We start from the raw sequence: 15756 nt of genomic DNA, 5'->3' as shown, positions 1-15756 counted from the left end.
GGGCCAGCAATTGGCGCGCACAATAGCAAAAGACCATGATCACAAACGGGCGCATATCCTGAAATCTGCTGCTCGCGTCTTTGCGCAGGAAGGGTTTGATCGCGCGTCAATGTCTCAATTGGCGCGCGAATGCGGGATATCCAAAGCCAATATCTATCATTACTACGATAGCAAAGACGCCATTCTGTTCGATATGCTCGACAGCTATCTGCTGCAGCTTCGTGATCAGATTTGCGGACTTGACCTTGCAGGATTGGAGCCTGCGGAACGTCTGAAATGCGTGGTGAGGGAAATCCTTCTGGCCTATCAGGGCGTGGATGATGAGCATCGGGTGCAAACCAGCGGCATGTCGGCCCTGCCCGAAGATCAGCAGAAGCTGTTACGCGGCTATCAGCGCGATCTGGTTGTGTTCGTCAGTGATATCATTGCCAGCGTCTCGCCCAAGACCTTCAAGAATGACGCCGCCAAGCTTCGGGCGACCACAATGTCCGTCTTCGGAATGCTGAATTGGTTCTACATGTGGAACGCAGGTGCGGATGCCGACGCGCGCAGCGATTATGCAGCGCTGGTGAGCGATCTGACATTGTCAGGTGTTAACGGTCTCTGAAACACAAACCGCCCAGAGTTGATTTGGCTTACTGGCGCGGATGCGCTTGAATGTGGGCGGAGGTCACTCATGCAAAGCCCTGATCGTTTTGATAAATTCTATTTCGCCAAAGTTGGTCTGGGCGAGGCCTGTGGCTGCGCCGAACGTGTGATTGATGTGTTCGAGTTCAATCGGAAAGGTGGCGCACATGCCCAACGGGCAACAAAGCAGGATCGCCGCAAACATCGGTCCCTTCGTGGATGGGCCGTGAAATATGGGCTGCTCAGCCGTAAGTACCAGTCATGAGACTAGGGCGTCTTTAGCCCTAACACAGTAACCTGTTCTGTCGCCTTGATCACCCACTGATCTTTCATCTCTGCCCCGGTCAGGTGCCGCAGGCCGAGCTTGCGCAGAACTTCAATCTTCTCCGCGCCCCCTGCCCCAAAACTGGCCGCCACACGAGGCCACCAATAGTTGACCGAGGTCTGCATCTCGGCAGACTTGCCCCGGTCGATCAGCTTGCGCGCACCTTCAAGCGCCAGCTCTCCGTGGCGTGCTTCGATCGGAGTAATTTCACGGAACGCTTCGGCCAGAGGCTGATAGGATATCTGTGAGAACTGAGCGAGTTGCACATCAACCGCCTGACTCATCAGCAAGTTCATCACCACGGCATCCTCCCACCCCTCAATCGGATAGTTGAACACCGCAAGGCGCATGTCATGCTCAGAGCGGGACGCCCCGATATCTGCGTCCCGATCCAAACGGGTCGTCCAAGGGTGGTGGTTTGCATATTGGTCGATATTGGCCCCAAACTCGCCCATGATTTTCAAAACACGATCCGCATTGTCGGTCTTTTCAAGCACAATTTTTGCCGCCGCTATCCGTTCCTTGATGCCAGGGCCCTGATTGATGATATCGGCAAACCCTGCAGCCCCTGCCAGTTCACTATCCACAAAGGTCGCCATCAGCTTCATAAGCTCCGCGCGATAACGCGGCGGAACATTGGTCGGGTTGCTCAGAACACCACCTGCGGCCAGATAGCTCTCGATTGTCATGTCTTCAGCCATCATATCCTCCGTCTACTGATCGTAATCCACGACCACGGTGTCGGTTAGCGGATAGGCCTGACAGCTCAGGACATAGCCTTTCTCGACCTCGTAATCTTCCAATGCATGATTGGCGAGCATTTCAACCTCGCCCTCAAGCACCCGGCAGCGGCAGGTCGAGCAGACCCCAGCCTTACAGGCGTAGGGCGCATCCATCGCATTCTCCAAGGCAGCATCAAGAATCGACTGATCTTTGGGCATTGTGACCGTCTGGGTCGCCCCGTCCATGGTAATAGACGCTTTTGTCTGGTTGGCCTGAGACGCCGTATCTGCACCGCTGACCTTGCGCTTGACGCGACCGGGTTGGGCGCTGGCGAAGAGTTCGAATTTGATTTGACCGTCATTCAGCCCATGCGCGCGCAGTGCGGCAGCAATACCCAACATCATCGGCTCGGGCCCGCAGATAAAGGCTATGTCGACGTTCTTGATATCGATCCAATGAGCAAACAGTTCAGCGCATTTGTCTTGCGTGACCAGCCCGGTAAAAAGTTCGATCTCCTGCGCATCCGATTCCAGAATGTGGATCACGTTCAGGCGCCCCATATAGAGGTTTTTGAGATCCTCCAGCTCTTCGCGGAACATGATCGTGTTCACGCCTTTATTGGCATAAACCAGTGTGAACCGGGAATGTGGTTCCTGCGCCAAGCTGGTTTTCAGGATCGACAGAACCGGAGTGATGCCGGACCCACCGGCAAAACCCAGATACTGCTTTTCGGCAGACGGATCGATTGCAGTGTGAAAGCTGCCCATCGGGGGCATCGCTTGCACTGTATCGCCCACCTGCAGATCGGAATTGGCCCAGGTCGAGAATGCCCCGCCATCGACGCGCTTGATCCCGACTTGCAATACTCCGTCATCTTTGCCCGCGCAGATCGAATAAGACCGGCGCAGTTCTTCCCCATCGAAATTGCGGCGGAAGGTCAGATACTGGCCTTGGGTAAAGTCGAACTCATCGCCCGAACCGTTGACCGGCTTCAATGTCACCACCACCGCATCGCGGATGGTTTTGTGAATGTCGGTGACCTCGAGGTCATGAAAACGTGCCATCCGGTGATCCTCCCTCAGATGCACTTGAAATAGTCAAATGGTTCCAAACAATCGGTACAGCGCCAATGGGCCTTGCACGGGGTTGAGCCGAACTGGCTGACCTTTTCAACCGCCTTGCTACCGCAACGTGGGCAGCGTTCGGGGCCGCCTGCAGGTTGCGGCGGAGCAATGCCGTATTCCTCAAGCTTGGCGCGTCCCTTGTCGCTGAGCCAATCAGTGGTCCAGGCCGGGGCGATGCTGGTCTCGATCCGCAAATCGTTGATCCCGCGATCACGCAGCGCGGATTCGATATCCATGCTGATGATAGATGTTGCCGGGCAGCCGGAATAGGTCGGCGTGACCGTTACCTTAAGTGTGCCATCGTCCCACCGCACATCGCGCACGATGCCCAGATCAACGACCGAGATCACCGGGATCTCGGGGTCGGGAACGGTGTCCAGCCATGTCCAGATCTGATCTACACTTGCATGCATCGTCTCGTTTGCCTTGTTTGTCGTATCGAGCGCCACCGGAGAACGGAGTTTTGATAAAATTCCGGATTGATTTCTTTGTAATAAATCAATCAGTTGTCACCAATCGACGCCAGGATAGGCGCGTTGCAGCCACTGCATCTGTGTCAGGAGATGACCCAAGTGCTCAGTATGCATCCGCCCATCGCGCCCGCCTTTGTGGCCAAAGCGGCTTGCGGGAATGGACAATGTGGCCTCGGTCAGCACCCGCTCGACCAAAGCGTCATATTCTTCACGCAAGTCAGCCGGGCTCGGGGCGATCCCCGCAGCTACCATCTGGACGTCCACCTCATCATTGGCAAACATCTCACCCACGTAGGGCCACAGATAATCCAGAGCCTCCTGCATCCGTGCATGGCTTTCCTCGGTCCCATCGCCGAGCCCCACCACCGTGTCGCCGGAACGTTCAAGATGATAAGTGACTTCTTTGATTGCCTTGGCGGCGATCGCCGCGACCCGTTCGTCAGATGATTTCATCAGACGCCCCAACATGATCGAATGCCACGCATCGAACAGGAACTGACGCATCAGCGTGCGCCCGAAATCGCCATTCGGCACCTCGACCAGCAATACATTGCGGAAATCCCACGCGTCGCGGAGAAAAGCTAGATCGTCGGCACTTTTGCCACCATCGATCTCTCCAGCAAGGCCCAGCCACATCTGAGTCTGACCGATCAGATCCAGCGCTGTATTAGCCAACGCGATGTCTTCTTCCAGCACAGGCGCATGACCGCACCATTCGCTGACGCGATGCCCAAGGATCAGGGTGTTATCCCCCATCCGCAGCAGAAACTGCAGGAATGCTTCGTCCCGGGTCATCACATCGCCCCCACTTCATCGGGAATGTCGAAGAAGGTCGGGTGGCGATACACCTTGCTTTCGCTGGGTTCGTAAAGCGGGCCCTTGTCGCTGGGAGATGAGGCCGTGATATTATTGGCCTCAACCACCCAAATCGACACGCCTTCGTTGCGGCGGGTATAAACGTCACGCGCATTCTTGATCGCCATTTCAGCGTCTGGGGCGTGCAGCGAGCCAACGTGACGGTGGCTCATTCCATGCTGACCGCGGATAAAGACTTCCCACAGGGGCCATTCGTTGTTCATAGTGTGTCCTCCTCGGGTCTATTCTGCCGCCAGGTTGCGTTTGCTTTTCTTCCGGGCGTGGGCCAACAGGCCGTCGCGCACCCATTTGCCATCGTCCCAAGCCTTGTTCCGGGCAGCCAGCCGGTCGACATTGCAAGGGCCATTGCCCTTGATCACATCAAAGAACTCGGACCAGTCGGGTTCCGAGAAATCGTAGTGCCCGCGTTCCTCGTTCCATTTCAGATCAGGGTCGGGAATGGTCAGCCCCAGAAATTCAGCCTGCGGCACCGTCTGATCGACGAATTTCTGGCGCAGTTCGTCATTGGTGTTGATCTTGATTTTCCACGCCATCGATTGCGCCGAGTGCACTGATTCTTTGTCCGACGGGCCGAACATCATGAGCGACGGAAACCAAAAGCGGTTTAGTGCATCCTGTGCCATCTTGCGCTGTTCTGGCGTGCCTTCTGCCATCTTGCGGATCGCATCGTAACCCTGTCGCTGGTGAAAGCTTTCTTCCTTACAGATACGAATCATCGCGCGCGAATAGGGCCCGAAGGACGTCCGCTGCAGTGGAACCTGATTCATGATCGCGGCCCCATCAACGAGCCATCCAACCGCGCCGATATCGGCCCAGTTGAGTGTAGGATAGTTAAAGATCGACGAGTATTTCATACGCCCGTCCAGCAGCATCTCTGTAATCTCATCCCGGCTCACCCCCAGGGTTTCGGCGGCACAATACAGATACAGACCATGACCGGCCTCGTCCTGAACCTTGGCCAGCAAGATCGCCTTGCGCTCCAGCGTTGGTGCACGGGTGATCCAGTTGCCTTCGGGTAGCTGACCGACGATTTCGGAATGCGCGTGCTGGCCAATCTGACGGATCAGGGTCGCGCGATAGTCGTCGGGCATCCAGTCCTTCGGTTCGATCTTGATATCCGCATCGATCTTGTCCTGAAACGCGCGCTCCTGCTCGGACATCTCTTCGCGGGATTTCACGCCAGTTCCGGCGGTTTTGATCATCTGAGCGTACATGTCAGGTCTCCTCCCTTACACACGTTCGAGAATAAGTGCAGCGCCCTGCCCCACACCTACGCACATTGTGCAAAGCGCATAACGCCCGCCTGTGCGGCGCAGGTGATAAGCGGCGGTCATGACCAGCCGTGCTCCGCTCATTCCAAGTGGGTGCCCGATCGCGATCGCGCCGCCGTTCGGGTTTACATGTGGTGCGTCATCCGCCACGCCCAACGCGCGCAGCGTCGCCAGCCCCTGTGAAGCAAACGCCTCATTCAATTCTATCACATCCATCTGATCGATGCTGAGGCCGGCACGGGCCAGGACCTTCTGGCTGGCCGGAACCGGACCAATTCCCATCACACGAGGTTCGACCCCGGCGACCGACATGCCGACCACACGGGCAATCGGTTTCAGATCGTTCTTTGAGGCAGCGGCCTCGTTGGCCATCAGGATCGCTGCCGCGCCGTCGTTTACACCAGAGGCATTCCCGGCGGTCACAGTCTTGTCCGGCCCATTGATGCCCTTGAGCCCCGACAATTTCTCAGCCGTGGTTCCCGGGCGCGGATGTTCATCCGTGTCAACCACCACCGGATCACCTTTGCGCTGCGGGATTGTGACCGGGGTGATCTCCTCCTGAAACACCCCGGTCTGGTGCGCCGCGGCCCAGCGGGCCTGGCTGCGTTCGGCAAATGCGTCCTGATCAGAGCGGCTGATACCGTAAGCTTCCGCCACGTTATCTGCTGTTTCTGGCATCGAGTCGATACCAAAATTTTGCCGCATTTTCGGGTTCACAAATCGCCAGCCAATCGTGGTGTCGTAAACTGCGTTGGCGCGCGAGAAGGCAGAAGCCGCCTTGGGCATAACAAAAGGCGCCCGCGACATGCTTTCGACACCTCCCGCGATAGCCATATCATAGTCACCGGCCTTAATGGCGCGCGCCGCCATTCCAACTGCATCCATACCCGAGGCGCAGAGGCGGTTGACCGTTGTTCCCGGTACATCCACCGGCAAACCGGCCAGCAATGCCGCCATTCGCGCCACGTTACGGTTGCTCTCACCTGCCTGATTGGCGTCGCCATAGATGACATCATCCACACTCGACCAATCCACCTGCGGGTTACGCGCCAGAAGCGCCGCAATGGGCATTGCAGCCAGATCATCCGTACGCACCTGGCTGAGGCTTCCACCATATCGTCCGATTGGGGTGCGCTGGGCGTCGCAAATATAGGCGTCCATAGGGCGAGAGCTCCGAATTTGATGCCACATCATTAAGTGACCGATAGGTCGGTTAATACGTGCACATTCGATTCGCGGCAAGTTAAATGTTACTCATTTTCCATTTTCTAAGAACATTGGTAACATATTTGACCGAAGCCGATTGTGCGCTTACGACCCGCTGGCGTGGTGAACCCTCTAAGGTGAGAGGCAAACTCATACTTTGGATGGCGGCCAATCACTGCCAATATCGGCGTAAGCCAGTTCAAAGCCCGAGGTATTAGCACTGAGTTCACAAAGGCTTCACCAGTCCTTTGAACTACACCCTCTATCAGGTATGACAGAGCTATTGTCTGCGATATTCTGCGGGCAATCGAGGTTCGCACAAGCAAATGGGTGCTCTTCAATGAAATCTTTCCGTGTCCTACTTGCGTGTTTCTCATGCTTGTTGCCAATAAACGCGATTGCCCAATCTGCTGAGGACCCTGCCCCGGTAGTTTCGCTGGAACTCAACGCAGCTGATGACGTTGATGGGGCTTGCAGGCTAACATTTTTAGTAGAAAACCGGTCTGGAACGCCCATCGGCGAAGCCGTTTTTGAAACGGTGATATTCGACTCGAGTGGTGGCGTCGTATCCCTGACACTTTTTAATTTCCGCGACTTGCCTTTGGATCGCCCACGTGTTCGTCGGTTTGGCCTTTCCGGGATGTCTTGTGCGTCGGTCAGTCGGGTTCTGATCAATGGTGCGAATTCGTGCGTTGTAAACGGTGCGCAAACCGATATCTGCCAATCATCACTATCGCTCAGCAGTCGGTTGGAAATGGAATTGCTTGGATGAATGTACTGACTTCTCTTCGCGACATTCTGGCCCTTGGCGGGCCGGTGGTGGCGGTTCTAATCGTCATGTCGATCCTGACCGTCGCGGTTAGTCTCTACAAGCTGTGGCAGTTCGCCGCTTGCGGGGTCGGACGTCACAAGATTTTGTCGCAAGCGCTCCAAGCCTGGGATGCCGGTGATCGGTCGGCTGCGCGCGCGCGCCTTGCGCAAAGCAGCAGCTACCTAGCGCCGTTGGTCGAGGCGGCCATGGACGCGCCAGATGCACCCGATATCGACACTCGACTGGACGCTGAGGCTGGTCTTGCACTGGCCGGGCTGGAACGTGGTTTTCGCCTGTTGGACACGGTTGCCCAGCTCGCCCCTTTGCTTGGATTGTTCGGAACCGTTCTGGGAATGATCAACGCCTTCCAAAGTCTGCAATCGGCAGGTTCTTCGGTCGACCCGTCCCTGCTGGCAGGCGGCATCTGGGTGGCCTTGATCACAACCGCCGTTGGCCTTGCTGTTGCCATGCCGACATCAATGGTCTTGTCATGGTTTGAAAGCCGCACAGCGCGCGAGCGCGTGTTCGCAGACAAGGCGCTGCGCACGGTTCTTGTTCCAAATCACGCGATAAGCCCCGCAATGGGCGCAAGTGAGGTTCTGAACGCTGAACATGCGTAACACGGCACCCTTCGTCAGAAGACCAATGTCGATGACACCGCTCATCGATGTCATCTTCTTGTTGCTGCTGTTCTTCATGCTCTCTTCAACCTTCTCAAAATTCGCCGAAATTGAGATCAGCAGCGCGACCTCTGGGCCAGCCACTTCGGCAGAACCTGTAGAAAGGGTTTTTATTCAGATTGGCGAGGAACGCATCACCTTGAATGGTGAAGCCATGACATTGGATGAGTTGTCAGTTCAGATTGGAACGGGACAAGCGCTTATAAGCCTCGATGAAGATACGACGGCACAACGACTTGTCGATGTGCTGGTCACTTTGCGCGGTCGTGATGGATTGACCGTTACGGTGCTGGAGTAGCTTGATGATCCGGAACCTCCGCAAAAGCCGCAGACGGGACTCGACCATCCCACTGATAAACGTCGTCTTTCTGATGCTGATCTTCTTTCTGATCGCTGGCACTGTGGCACCTCCGCTTGATCCAGAGCTCAAGCTTGTAGACGCCTCTGAGCTGGAAGGCCGCGACCCGCCCGATGCGCTGGTTCTAAATGCAGACGGTGCACTCAGTTACCGGGGGGAGCAAACTGACCCCGAGGCTTTCATGACCCGCCATGAAGATGGCCCTGTAAGAATAGTTCCGGACCGCAACGTTTCAGGCCAACGCCTGATGGAAGTGACCGGTGCGCTTCGGCGACACGGAGCACCATCTGTATTTCTTGTAACCCAGCAGGCGCTAAATTGATCCGTAGGTCTGCAGCGGTCGCGGCGATAGCCGTTTTGCTTTCACTCTTCTTACATGCTCTGGGGTTCAGCCTCTTCGGCCCCGGTCTTCCTGAGCGGAAGTCTGACAATGATAACGCAAATGCGATTGAGCTTAGCAACTCGTTTGAGGATTTTACCGAACCCACCAGCGATCCTATACAGCCGGAACCGGCTGAAGCACTTGAACCCCCAATCGAAGACATTATCGAACCCGAAGTACCGATAAGCGAAACGCTTGTAGCATCACCCGATCCTCATCCCGCCACTTCACCCGACATTGGCGCCCCCATAGAGCCGCAATCAGATGCCCCCGCGGAGGCACCGATCGAGCCTGATGCGCCAACTGATATCGCAACTGAGTCAAATCCAGATACACCCGTGACGCCCCCCATTGAACCGCAAGCGGATCAACTGGCCGCGTTACCCCCGGCAGAAATTCCGCCTGCTCCTATTGTGCCACCCGAGACGACAACCGTAGAGCCCGAGATCCCGAATACCGTCGAGGAGCCAAGCCCCGAAACGCCAGAAGTCGGCACCGAGACCTCCGAACAAGCGGTCGCAGTTTCCAAACGCCCTCGCCTGCCCGATGAACGACCAGCACCAGCGCCCCAGAAAACGCTCGAAGGCTTCAGCAACTTCGACAACTTGCGCAACCCGGAGCAAACTGTGGAATCGCCACTGATCCGCTATCAAAGAGAAGGGGCCGACGCCTTCCGCACCAGTCGCGGGCGCAACCAGACCACAGGTCGGGGCGTTGGGAATTCTGACACGACTAATTACGCTGGTCAGGTTTTGATCCACCTTAATCAAACGCCTGTCGTCTATGTACCGGTCCGCGGGTTCGCCCAGGTGTTCTTTGAAATAAACCCTGACGGCTCATTGGCGTGGGTCGATATCGTCGACAGCTCTGGCTCGCCCGAGATCGAACGAGCGGCCAAAGATCAAGTCATCCGCGCCGCCCCATTCCCGCGCCCACCAAGCGGATCAAGCCGCAAGCTATCTTTCTACTACCAGAATAGCTGAGATCCAGGTTCCAATTCTTTCGATAGACAAGAGCCTCACATACCCGAGGTTTAGGCACATAATCCATCGGTTGAAGCGGGCTCGCCCTGTTCACTCATCTGCAAATGAAACAGCCCGCTGATATAAATGCCAAGTGGTATGCCCGAGTATTGGCAGTGTGAAGATCAAACCCAGGAACGCTGGAATGAGAGACAACAGCATCGTGACGGAGATGATCGCAGCCCAACCGAGCATGACAACAGGGCTTTCCGTGACCACCCGAATGGACGTCAACATTGCGGACACGAAATTTGTTTCTCTTTCGAGCAGCATGGGCATCGCAACTACGGTCACTGAGAACAGGACAGCCGAAAGAAACGCACCAATGCATGTGCCGACTGCAAGGAATGTCCACCCCTGCGGCGTGAAGAAGACGGCATTCATAAACCCGTCAAAATCAGAGAAAGAGGCTTTCTGCAGAATGATCGCGAGCCAAAGCCGGATTTGATAGGTCCACACCCAGAAAATGAACAGCGTGACGAACGCCATCCAACCCATCTCGCGCTTTCTTTGGTTGGCCATGACAGTGAGAATGTCACGCCAGCCAAAACCCTCTCCGATTTGCAATCGGCGGGACATTTCGTAAAGCCCTGCCGCAGCAAACGGCGCTACCAGCGGAAAGCCAACTGCGGCGGGAATGATCATCCAAATCTTGCCCAACCAAACCAGACACCAAACGAATAGAATTCCAAAAACAGCATAGAATAGGCCGAAAAAGCCGCTCATGAGAGGACGAGCCAGAAAATCCGAAAACCCCGCCTTGAGCGAACTGGTGATATCCTCCGCTGTTAATACATTGACCTTAGGCATGGCCTGCAGGTGTGCTGTATGCGCATCCGCCAGAGCGGGCTTGGTGATCTTGGACGTCATGACACACTCCTTCAAAATCAATTGATGGACTTTTCCCTTCGCTGACAGAGCTAGCGATAGTTTCGCATATTTCTGCCAACTAAATAAATTGAAGGTTGCTATCCAAGCGCAAGTGACAGTTGCAGAAACTCTGACGATATTTGCTCGTTAAGCAATTAGTCCGTTGGATCGGATTTAGCCTGAAACATCTTATCGATTTTACTACGTTAGCTGCACGAGGATGCCACCAACATCGCCGAGCGCAACTGAACTGTCAGCACTATTGCGCAACGCGGGCTGCCGAGTTTCGATCCTTAGACCTTCGATTTGCTAGCCAAAATCGCCGCTAACCCCACTGGCAACTGCTTTCGTGGAAGCCCTGAGCTCTCGCATTGCGTACATCATCGGGACAGCAACATCCCCGATCGATGTCATATAGATGAGAATATTCCTACAGAACCTGCCCGGCCATCGAAATGGGGTTGGTTTAGACCAACGCAAATCGAGAATCACTTAGGCGCTGACCCACTGGCCCGCGGACAAGCTATTTGGTCGCGCTGACATCACCCGGGACGCAACCTCGAGCACAGAATCGCATGTCGCCAGGAGCTATAGATATGATGTCATCATCGTTGTCTGGTTTGACTTTGAAGTCGATATCAATGCAACTCGCAGCCTTCGGGGTGTAGTATTTGTTCCTGGGATCAACATTTCCAAACTGGTCGAATCCAGAGACTAACCGCATGTGATGCTCCCATCTCTTACCTTGCAGAGTGAGATTGGAGTAATAGGCCAACAACTTGATCGACTTACCTTGGGCAAACATCTTGTAAGTCATTTCGACCCCACCAATGTTTTTCGAGATCACACCCTGTTCCAACCCTGACTCGATCGAGATAACCCAGCGACGCTTCAATGGTATCGATATTACGTTTCCGTTTTCGCTGCACGTAAGTGTTTTCCAGGAAAAAATGTTCAATATAGCGTTTGTTCGGATCGGATTAGTATGAAGTCGCAGAACACTCTCTTTTGGTGTGATTATCGCGTTTTCTATCGGCACACCATTTATGACACAGTTCTTTTGCATCACCGCAAGATCAGTCAGAACCATATCAGTAAACGACGCAGCAACCCCGCCCTCCAGTGATTGTTCGATCAGCTCGGGCATTCCTGGGGCTTCTAGAACCCTGTTGGAATCTCCAAAATCTTCGAAGAGTTGAACAGGGTCCAGTGCTACAGGCGCAGGTGCTTCAGAACGCAATAAGTTTCCGGGATAGGATATTCCATCGAACTCAACAACTGGATGAAAGTGAAACGTGAAGATGCTTCCACCTTCTTCTTTTTCGCCACCCTCAGAAACAATTTCCACTGCTTGCGACGGGCCGTGAATCGAAAACATCATGACAGCGCTGAAAAGAGAAACGCCTAGAGCCTTCTTTATGAACATGATTATCCCCAGGTTTTTTGATATTAAATTCGAAACAATATAGCTGAACACTATCAAATTATTCTATTTGTATCAAATATTGGGCAGCTAAACGGGCTGTCAGCAGTTTCTCTTGCCATTTTCACGAGGCAATGCAGACCCACATGAGCCCAGAGGTCAGGCCCTATCAAGCTTGTTCAATCATTTCTCCGAAGCTTCAATCTGACCAGCACGCAACGCCTCTTCGACACGGTTTGTGAATGGCAGCTGATATCTAACGCTCCATGTTTTCTCACCAGATCTGATCTGGTCGATGACCTTCAATCCTTCGGGTATTTCGCCCGCTAACGAATGAGCGTCAGCGAGTAACGTCTGAGCATAGAGTACGATCTGGGTCGACCCGGTTTGAAGATAGTCCTCGATACCCGCGCTAATCTCAGCAATACCTTCGGTGTGTTGGCCATTCGAAGACTGCGCCCATCCGCGTAGTATTCTGCCCCAGGCGCTCCAATAGTGAAATTCACGCTCACGGCTGATTTCTATGGCGCTATCGACTAACTCCAGCAAATCCTCTGTTTCGCCAAGTATCTGGTAGGCGGTGGCCAGTATATTAAGCCCATAACAACGGGTAAACGCATGAGGTTCATTTCTAAAACGCGCAACCAGATCCGTTATTTCAGACCGGAGCTCGGAATTATCTCCGTCCTTCAGTGCTTTGGCCCAACATCGCATAGCAAGGTCAACGAGGTATATGTCAGCCTCATGATAGTGGAATATATCATCCGGTGCGGATTGCCCGCGCACCGCAATCGCACGATCAAAGGCAGAGATGGCTTCATCCAGCCTGCCGAGCATGAAATTACTCATACCGATATTATGTGCCGCGAGCGCCGCCATCGTGGAATTCTGGGTTCGTTGGGCAACTTCATCCAGATAATCGCAAAGAGCTAAGGCACCAAGAGGATCACCCAGTGTCAGCTGCGCGCCAAACTGTACATGTACCGCCAAAAAAGCGTCGGCGGAACTGGCGGCAGATTTATCAAGCAGATGGCGAAACCTGTCGAGGTTTTTCAGAACTTCTTTTGATCCGAAAGCCCGAGTGCTAAGTGCAACATTTAACATCTTACGCAAATCGATCTCTTCGCGGTCGCGGTCGGGACTTGGCTCAATCTTCGCATTCTCGGACAAGGCTTCGTTGAGATGGTGTATAGTCTCTTCGTTTGCAAAACGTTCGCTCGAAATGATCGCTGCCTGCTGCCAAGCATCCCGAGCTTGTCTCGGCATTTCTGCGCGCGAGTAGTGCTGTGCCAGCAATTCCGGGTTCTGACTGACCAGATCTCTAAACGATGTTGCCATGACTTCTGCAATTCGTCTGTGTACAGCGCGCACACGGCTGGGCAGCATAAGATCATAGGCCGCTTCCCGAATAAGCGCGTGGCGAAACGAATATGTTCCATCAGAACTAACGCCACTTCGCACGAGCATTTGCGCCGTAACCAGTTCGTCCAGCATAGCAAGGGTCGATTTGATCGATTGGTTGCTGACTGCACTAATCATCGCGGGCAAGATATTGCGACCAATCGCGGCGCAGATCGGGACAATCTCGCGCGCAGAGTCCAGTTTGTCGATCATCGCCCATAACAGTTCCTTGAGGGTCGGGGGTAATGCCAGTGCAGTCTGGTCAAAGGTCTGTTCATCTGGTTCTGTAAATCGGTTTTCGACCATCCGCGCCATTTCTTCAGCAAACAATGGCACTCCATCCGTTCTGGTCGCAATTTCATCTTTCATCTCTTGAGTGACCCGTTCGGATTGCAACAGCTCGTCCAACATCTGATGAACGTGATCTCTGTCGAGGCGTGAAATCTTTATAGAAACTATATCGCTCTTGCCGATCCAGGGCGGATGATAGGTCGGTCGAAATGTGCATACGATCAGTACTGGCTTGGATCTGAGCCGTGCTATTAGCAGCTCGATGATTTCTTCCGTCGAAGGATCTATCCAGTGCAAATCTTCGAACAACAACAACACTGGGCGCCGATGCGCCAAGGCTGCCACAGTTTGCACTAGGGCATCCTGGAATTGAGCCTTCAGACGATCTGATGGCAACTTTGTTTGTTTGTCTTCGACCGTCGTAGGTATAGACAGGGCATTTGCAAACAGAGGCAAATGTTTTTCCGTAACTTCCGCCCATTCTGACAGCAGCAGCTTCAGCTTTCTTAGCTTCTGGTCAACATTGTCGGATCTGCGAAAATCAGCCATATGGCTGATGCAGCTTATCACAGGAAAGTGCGCACTGCGTTCATGATTGGGTGAACACTGAAAACTCAGCCGCAAACACCGGCGCGCTTCAAAATCGTGCGTTGCCGCTTCGACCAGGCGCGATTTTCCAATCCCAGCTTCACCAGACAGCATGACGGCTTGACCTCTGCCACGCCGTGCTGCACGCCAGTGCTTCTTGATGATCGCGATCTCGTCAACGCGATTTACGAACGGTGCACCGGAGGTGCCGTGGCGGGCCTGAAAACGCAGCACGGGTTGTTCTAAACTTAGAACTCGCCATATGCCAACAGGTGTTTCAAACCCTTTGAGGCTTTGCTTTCCCCTCCACTCACAATCGAAATTTCGGCCTATTAGCTGTTTGGTGTATTCGCTGATGGCGACGGTTCCTGGATCGGCCAACTCTTGAACTCGAGCGGCCATGTTAGGAACTTCGCCGAACACCAGCCCGCCTAAATTGGAGTGACCATCAACCACGGCTTCTCCGGAAGAAATACCTACCCTAATCCTGATAGACTGCCCATCTCCGTGCTTGATCTTGTTAATCGAGCTGCAAATCTCCAATCCTGCGGTGACAGCTCTTTCAGCGTCGTTCTCTTCTACCGTCGGGTACCCGAAATAAGCGACAACGCCATCTCCGATAAACTGTGCAATATGACCCTGATGCCGGCGTACAATTTCAAAACACAAAGCCTGGTAGTCGTGCAGAACTGCACGATATTCTTCCAGATCGAGTTGATTTGATAGCCTAGTTGAACCCACCAGATCGATAAAAACTAATGTCAGGTAACGGCGCTCGGGGATGACATCCGAGGCTCCGCTCCCAATCACGCGGAAAATATCGGAATGTGCCGATCGCTCAGACTTATCGCCGATGTCTTCGTCTTGACGTTCTTGCAAATCTTTGATCGCACGCATCATACGTTTGCGATCACCCAAATTCAGACCAAGCTCTATCAGATCAATTTCAGTGAGGGTGGCAACAATGTCCAATTCGATCGAGTTTGCAGCGAACACATCGTAGTGCTGCTCAAGCGAAACACTCTTTAACCACGCCTTGATGCCTGCCATCTTATTTCCTCAGTCAAATAGGCCTCAATGAGAGTTGCATTCTTTTAAATTGGCATATTGCCGCGCGATTTCGCTTCTGTCGAAGTCAATAATTCAGCTTGCCGAATATCAGCTCAAATTAACTGCGCACCTAGTGATCAATTTATGATCATTCAAATCGAGGCGGCCACTGCAGCCCTCCGGCAACCCTACCCCAAGACAGAAATTGCGTCCACAAGATCAAATGTGTGGTATTTTCGGTCGATTTTGGTTTGC

General features: G+C 53.9%; 16 protein-coding genes. 6 read left to right on the top strand and 10 right to left on the bottom strand.

Going from position 1 to position 15756, the window contains the following annotated elements; translation table 11 throughout:
• Positions 1-10: 10 nt before the first annotated feature.
• Both ACR0NN_RS22805 and ACR0NN_RS22800 read left to right on the top strand, forming a co-directional pair.
• Entirely contained in the window at positions 11-607 is a 597-nt protein-coding gene (locus ACR0NN_RS22805; RefSeq protein ID WP_170686519.1) for a TetR/AcrR family transcriptional regulator, read from the top strand.
• Positions 608-676: 69 nt separating this feature from the next.
• Positions 677-892, top strand: coding sequence for a hypothetical protein (locus tag ACR0NN_RS22800; protein WP_170721691.1), 216 nt, complete (start codon positions 677-679; stop codon positions 890-892).
• A 2-nt stretch (positions 893-894) separates the two neighbouring features.
• Here the strand turns inward: ACR0NN_RS22800 and ACR0NN_RS22795 are convergent, their stop codons facing one another.
• The 7 genes from ACR0NN_RS22795 to pcaF form a co-directional block, all read right to left on the bottom strand.
• Positions 895-1653 (bottom strand): Phenylacetic acid catabolic protein, encoded by a 759-nt coding sequence (locus ACR0NN_RS22795; protein WP_170721692.1) that lies wholly within the window; start codon positions 1651-1653, stop codon positions 895-897.
• A 12-nt stretch (positions 1654-1665) separates the two neighbouring features.
• Positions 1666-2739 (bottom strand): 2Fe-2S iron-sulfur cluster-binding protein, encoded by a 1074-nt coding sequence (locus ACR0NN_RS22790; protein WP_170721693.1) that lies wholly within the window; start codon positions 2737-2739, stop codon positions 1666-1668.
• A gap of 14 nt (positions 2740-2753) precedes the next feature.
• Positions 2754-3212: a 1,2-phenylacetyl-CoA epoxidase subunit PaaD gene (gene paaD / locus ACR0NN_RS22785; RefSeq protein WP_170721696.1), complete on the bottom strand. Its 459-nt coding sequence runs from the start codon at positions 3210-3212 to the stop codon at positions 2754-2756.
• Between the two features lie 96 nt (positions 3213-3308).
• Positions 3309-4067 carry a 1,2-phenylacetyl-CoA epoxidase subunit PaaC gene (gene paaC / locus ACR0NN_RS22780; RefSeq protein ID WP_170721699.1) on the bottom strand — a complete coding sequence of 253 codons (759 nt, stop codon included), beginning with the start codon at positions 4065-4067 and terminating at the stop codon, positions 3309-3311.
• Entirely contained in the window at positions 4067-4351 is a 285-nt protein-coding gene (paaB, locus tag ACR0NN_RS22775) for a 1,2-phenylacetyl-CoA epoxidase subunit PaaB (RefSeq protein WP_170721701.1), read from the bottom strand. Before paaB ends, paaC begins: the two co-directional genes overlap by 1 nt.
• An 18-nt stretch (positions 4352-4369) precedes the next feature.
• On the bottom strand, positions 4370-5362 hold the full coding sequence (paaA, locus tag ACR0NN_RS22770; protein WP_170721703.1) for a 1,2-phenylacetyl-CoA epoxidase subunit PaaA: 993 nt from the start codon (positions 5360-5362) through the stop codon (positions 4370-4372).
• A 15-nt stretch (positions 5363-5377) separates the two neighbouring features.
• Complete coding sequence (gene pcaF, locus ACR0NN_RS22765; RefSeq protein ID WP_170721705.1) at positions 5378-6580, bottom strand: 3-oxoadipyl-CoA thiolase; 1203 nt, start codon at positions 6578-6580, stop codon at positions 5378-5380.
• A gap of 813 nt (positions 6581-7393) precedes the next feature.
• Between pcaF and ACR0NN_RS22760 the strand changes: the two genes are divergently transcribed.
• The 4 genes from ACR0NN_RS22760 to ACR0NN_RS22745 are packed head-to-tail and all read left to right on the top strand — an operon-like array spanning position 7394 to position 9839.
• Positions 7394-8056 (top strand): MotA/TolQ/ExbB proton channel family protein, encoded by a 663-nt coding sequence (locus ACR0NN_RS22760; protein WP_170686509.1) that lies wholly within the window; start codon positions 7394-7396, stop codon positions 8054-8056.
• A gap of 31 nt (positions 8057-8087) precedes the next feature.
• Positions 8088-8414 carry a biopolymer transporter ExbD gene (locus ACR0NN_RS22755; protein WP_170721708.1) on the top strand — a complete coding sequence of 109 codons (327 nt, stop codon included), beginning with the start codon at positions 8088-8090 and terminating at the stop codon, positions 8412-8414.
• A 4-nt stretch (positions 8415-8418) separates the two neighbouring features.
• Entirely contained in the window at positions 8419-8796 is a 378-nt protein-coding gene (locus ACR0NN_RS22750) for an ExbD/TolR family protein (protein ID WP_170721709.1), read from the top strand.
• The gene (locus ACR0NN_RS22745) at positions 8793-9839 is read left to right on the top strand and encodes a TonB family protein (protein WP_170686506.1); all 1047 of its coding nucleotides are present in this window, start codon (positions 8793-8795) and stop codon (positions 9837-9839) included. Before ACR0NN_RS22750 ends, ACR0NN_RS22745 begins: the two co-directional genes overlap by 4 nt.
• 90 nt (positions 9840-9929) lie before the next feature.
• Here the strand turns inward: ACR0NN_RS22745 and ACR0NN_RS22740 are convergent, their stop codons facing one another.
• The 3 genes from ACR0NN_RS22740 to ACR0NN_RS22730 form a co-directional block, all read right to left on the bottom strand.
• On the bottom strand, positions 9930-10748 hold the full coding sequence (locus tag ACR0NN_RS22740; protein WP_480685607.1) for a DUF2189 domain-containing protein: 819 nt from the start codon (positions 10746-10748) through the stop codon (positions 9930-9932).
• A gap of 523 nt (positions 10749-11271) precedes the next feature.
• Complete coding sequence (locus ACR0NN_RS22735; RefSeq protein WP_170721710.1) at positions 11272-12174, bottom strand: hypothetical protein; 903 nt, start codon at positions 12172-12174, stop codon at positions 11272-11274.
• 180 nt (positions 12175-12354) lie between these two features.
• Positions 12355-15501, bottom strand: coding sequence for an adenylate/guanylate cyclase domain-containing protein (locus ACR0NN_RS22730; protein ID WP_170721711.1), 3147 nt, complete (start codon positions 15499-15501; stop codon positions 12355-12357).
• Positions 15502-15756 lie beyond the last annotated feature (255 nt).

The sequence above is a fragment of the Ruegeria sp. BA2 genome (genome assembly GCF_056539605.1).
The sequence above is the reverse complement of the archived record's forward strand: the minus strand, read 5'-3'. Positions and strand labels throughout refer to the sequence as shown.

Coding starts and splice junctions, on each gene's coding strand:
- ACR0NN_RS22800 (WP_170721691.1), top strand. CDS start 677: ATGCAAAGCCCTGATCGTTTTGATAAATTCTATTTCGCCAAAGTTGGT.
- ACR0NN_RS22795 (WP_170721692.1), bottom strand. CDS start 1,653: ATGGCTGAAGACATGACAATCGAGAGCTATCTGGCCGCAGGTGGTGTT.
- ACR0NN_RS22790 (WP_170721693.1), bottom strand. CDS start 2,739: ATGGCACGTTTTCATGACCTCGAGGTCACCGACATTCACAAAACCATC.
- paaD (WP_170721696.1), bottom strand. CDS start 3,212: ATGCATGCAAGTGTAGATCAGATCTGGACATGGCTGGACACCGTTCCC.
- paaC (WP_170721699.1), bottom strand. CDS start 4,067: ATGACCCGGGACGAAGCATTCCTGCAGTTTCTGCTGCGGATGGGGGAT.
- paaB (WP_170721701.1), bottom strand. CDS start 4,351: ATGAACAACGAATGGCCCCTGTGGGAAGTCTTTATCCGCGGTCAGCAT.
- paaA (WP_170721703.1), bottom strand. CDS start 5,362: ATGTACGCTCAGATGATCAAAACCGCCGGAACTGGCGTGAAATCCCGC.
- pcaF (WP_170721705.1), bottom strand. CDS start 6,580: ATGGACGCCTATATTTGCGACGCCCAGCGCACCCCAATCGGACGATAT.
- ACR0NN_RS22760 (WP_170686509.1), top strand. CDS start 7,394: ATGAATGTACTGACTTCTCTTCGCGACATTCTGGCCCTTGGCGGGCCG.
- ACR0NN_RS22755 (WP_170721708.1), top strand. CDS start 8,088: ATGACACCGCTCATCGATGTCATCTTCTTGTTGCTGCTGTTCTTCATG.
- ACR0NN_RS22750 (WP_170721709.1), top strand. CDS start 8,419: ATGATCCGGAACCTCCGCAAAAGCCGCAGACGGGACTCGACCATCCCA.
- ACR0NN_RS22740 (WP_480685607.1), bottom strand. CDS start 10,748: ATGACGTCCAAGATCACCAAGCCCGCTCTGGCGGATGCGCATACAGCA.
- ACR0NN_RS22735 (WP_170721710.1), bottom strand. CDS start 12,174: ATGTTCATAAAGAAGGCTCTAGGCGTTTCTCTTTTCAGCGCTGTCATG.
- ACR0NN_RS22730 (WP_170721711.1), bottom strand. CDS start 15,501: ATGGCAGGCATCAAGGCGTGGTTAAAGAGTGTTTCGCTTGAGCAGCAC.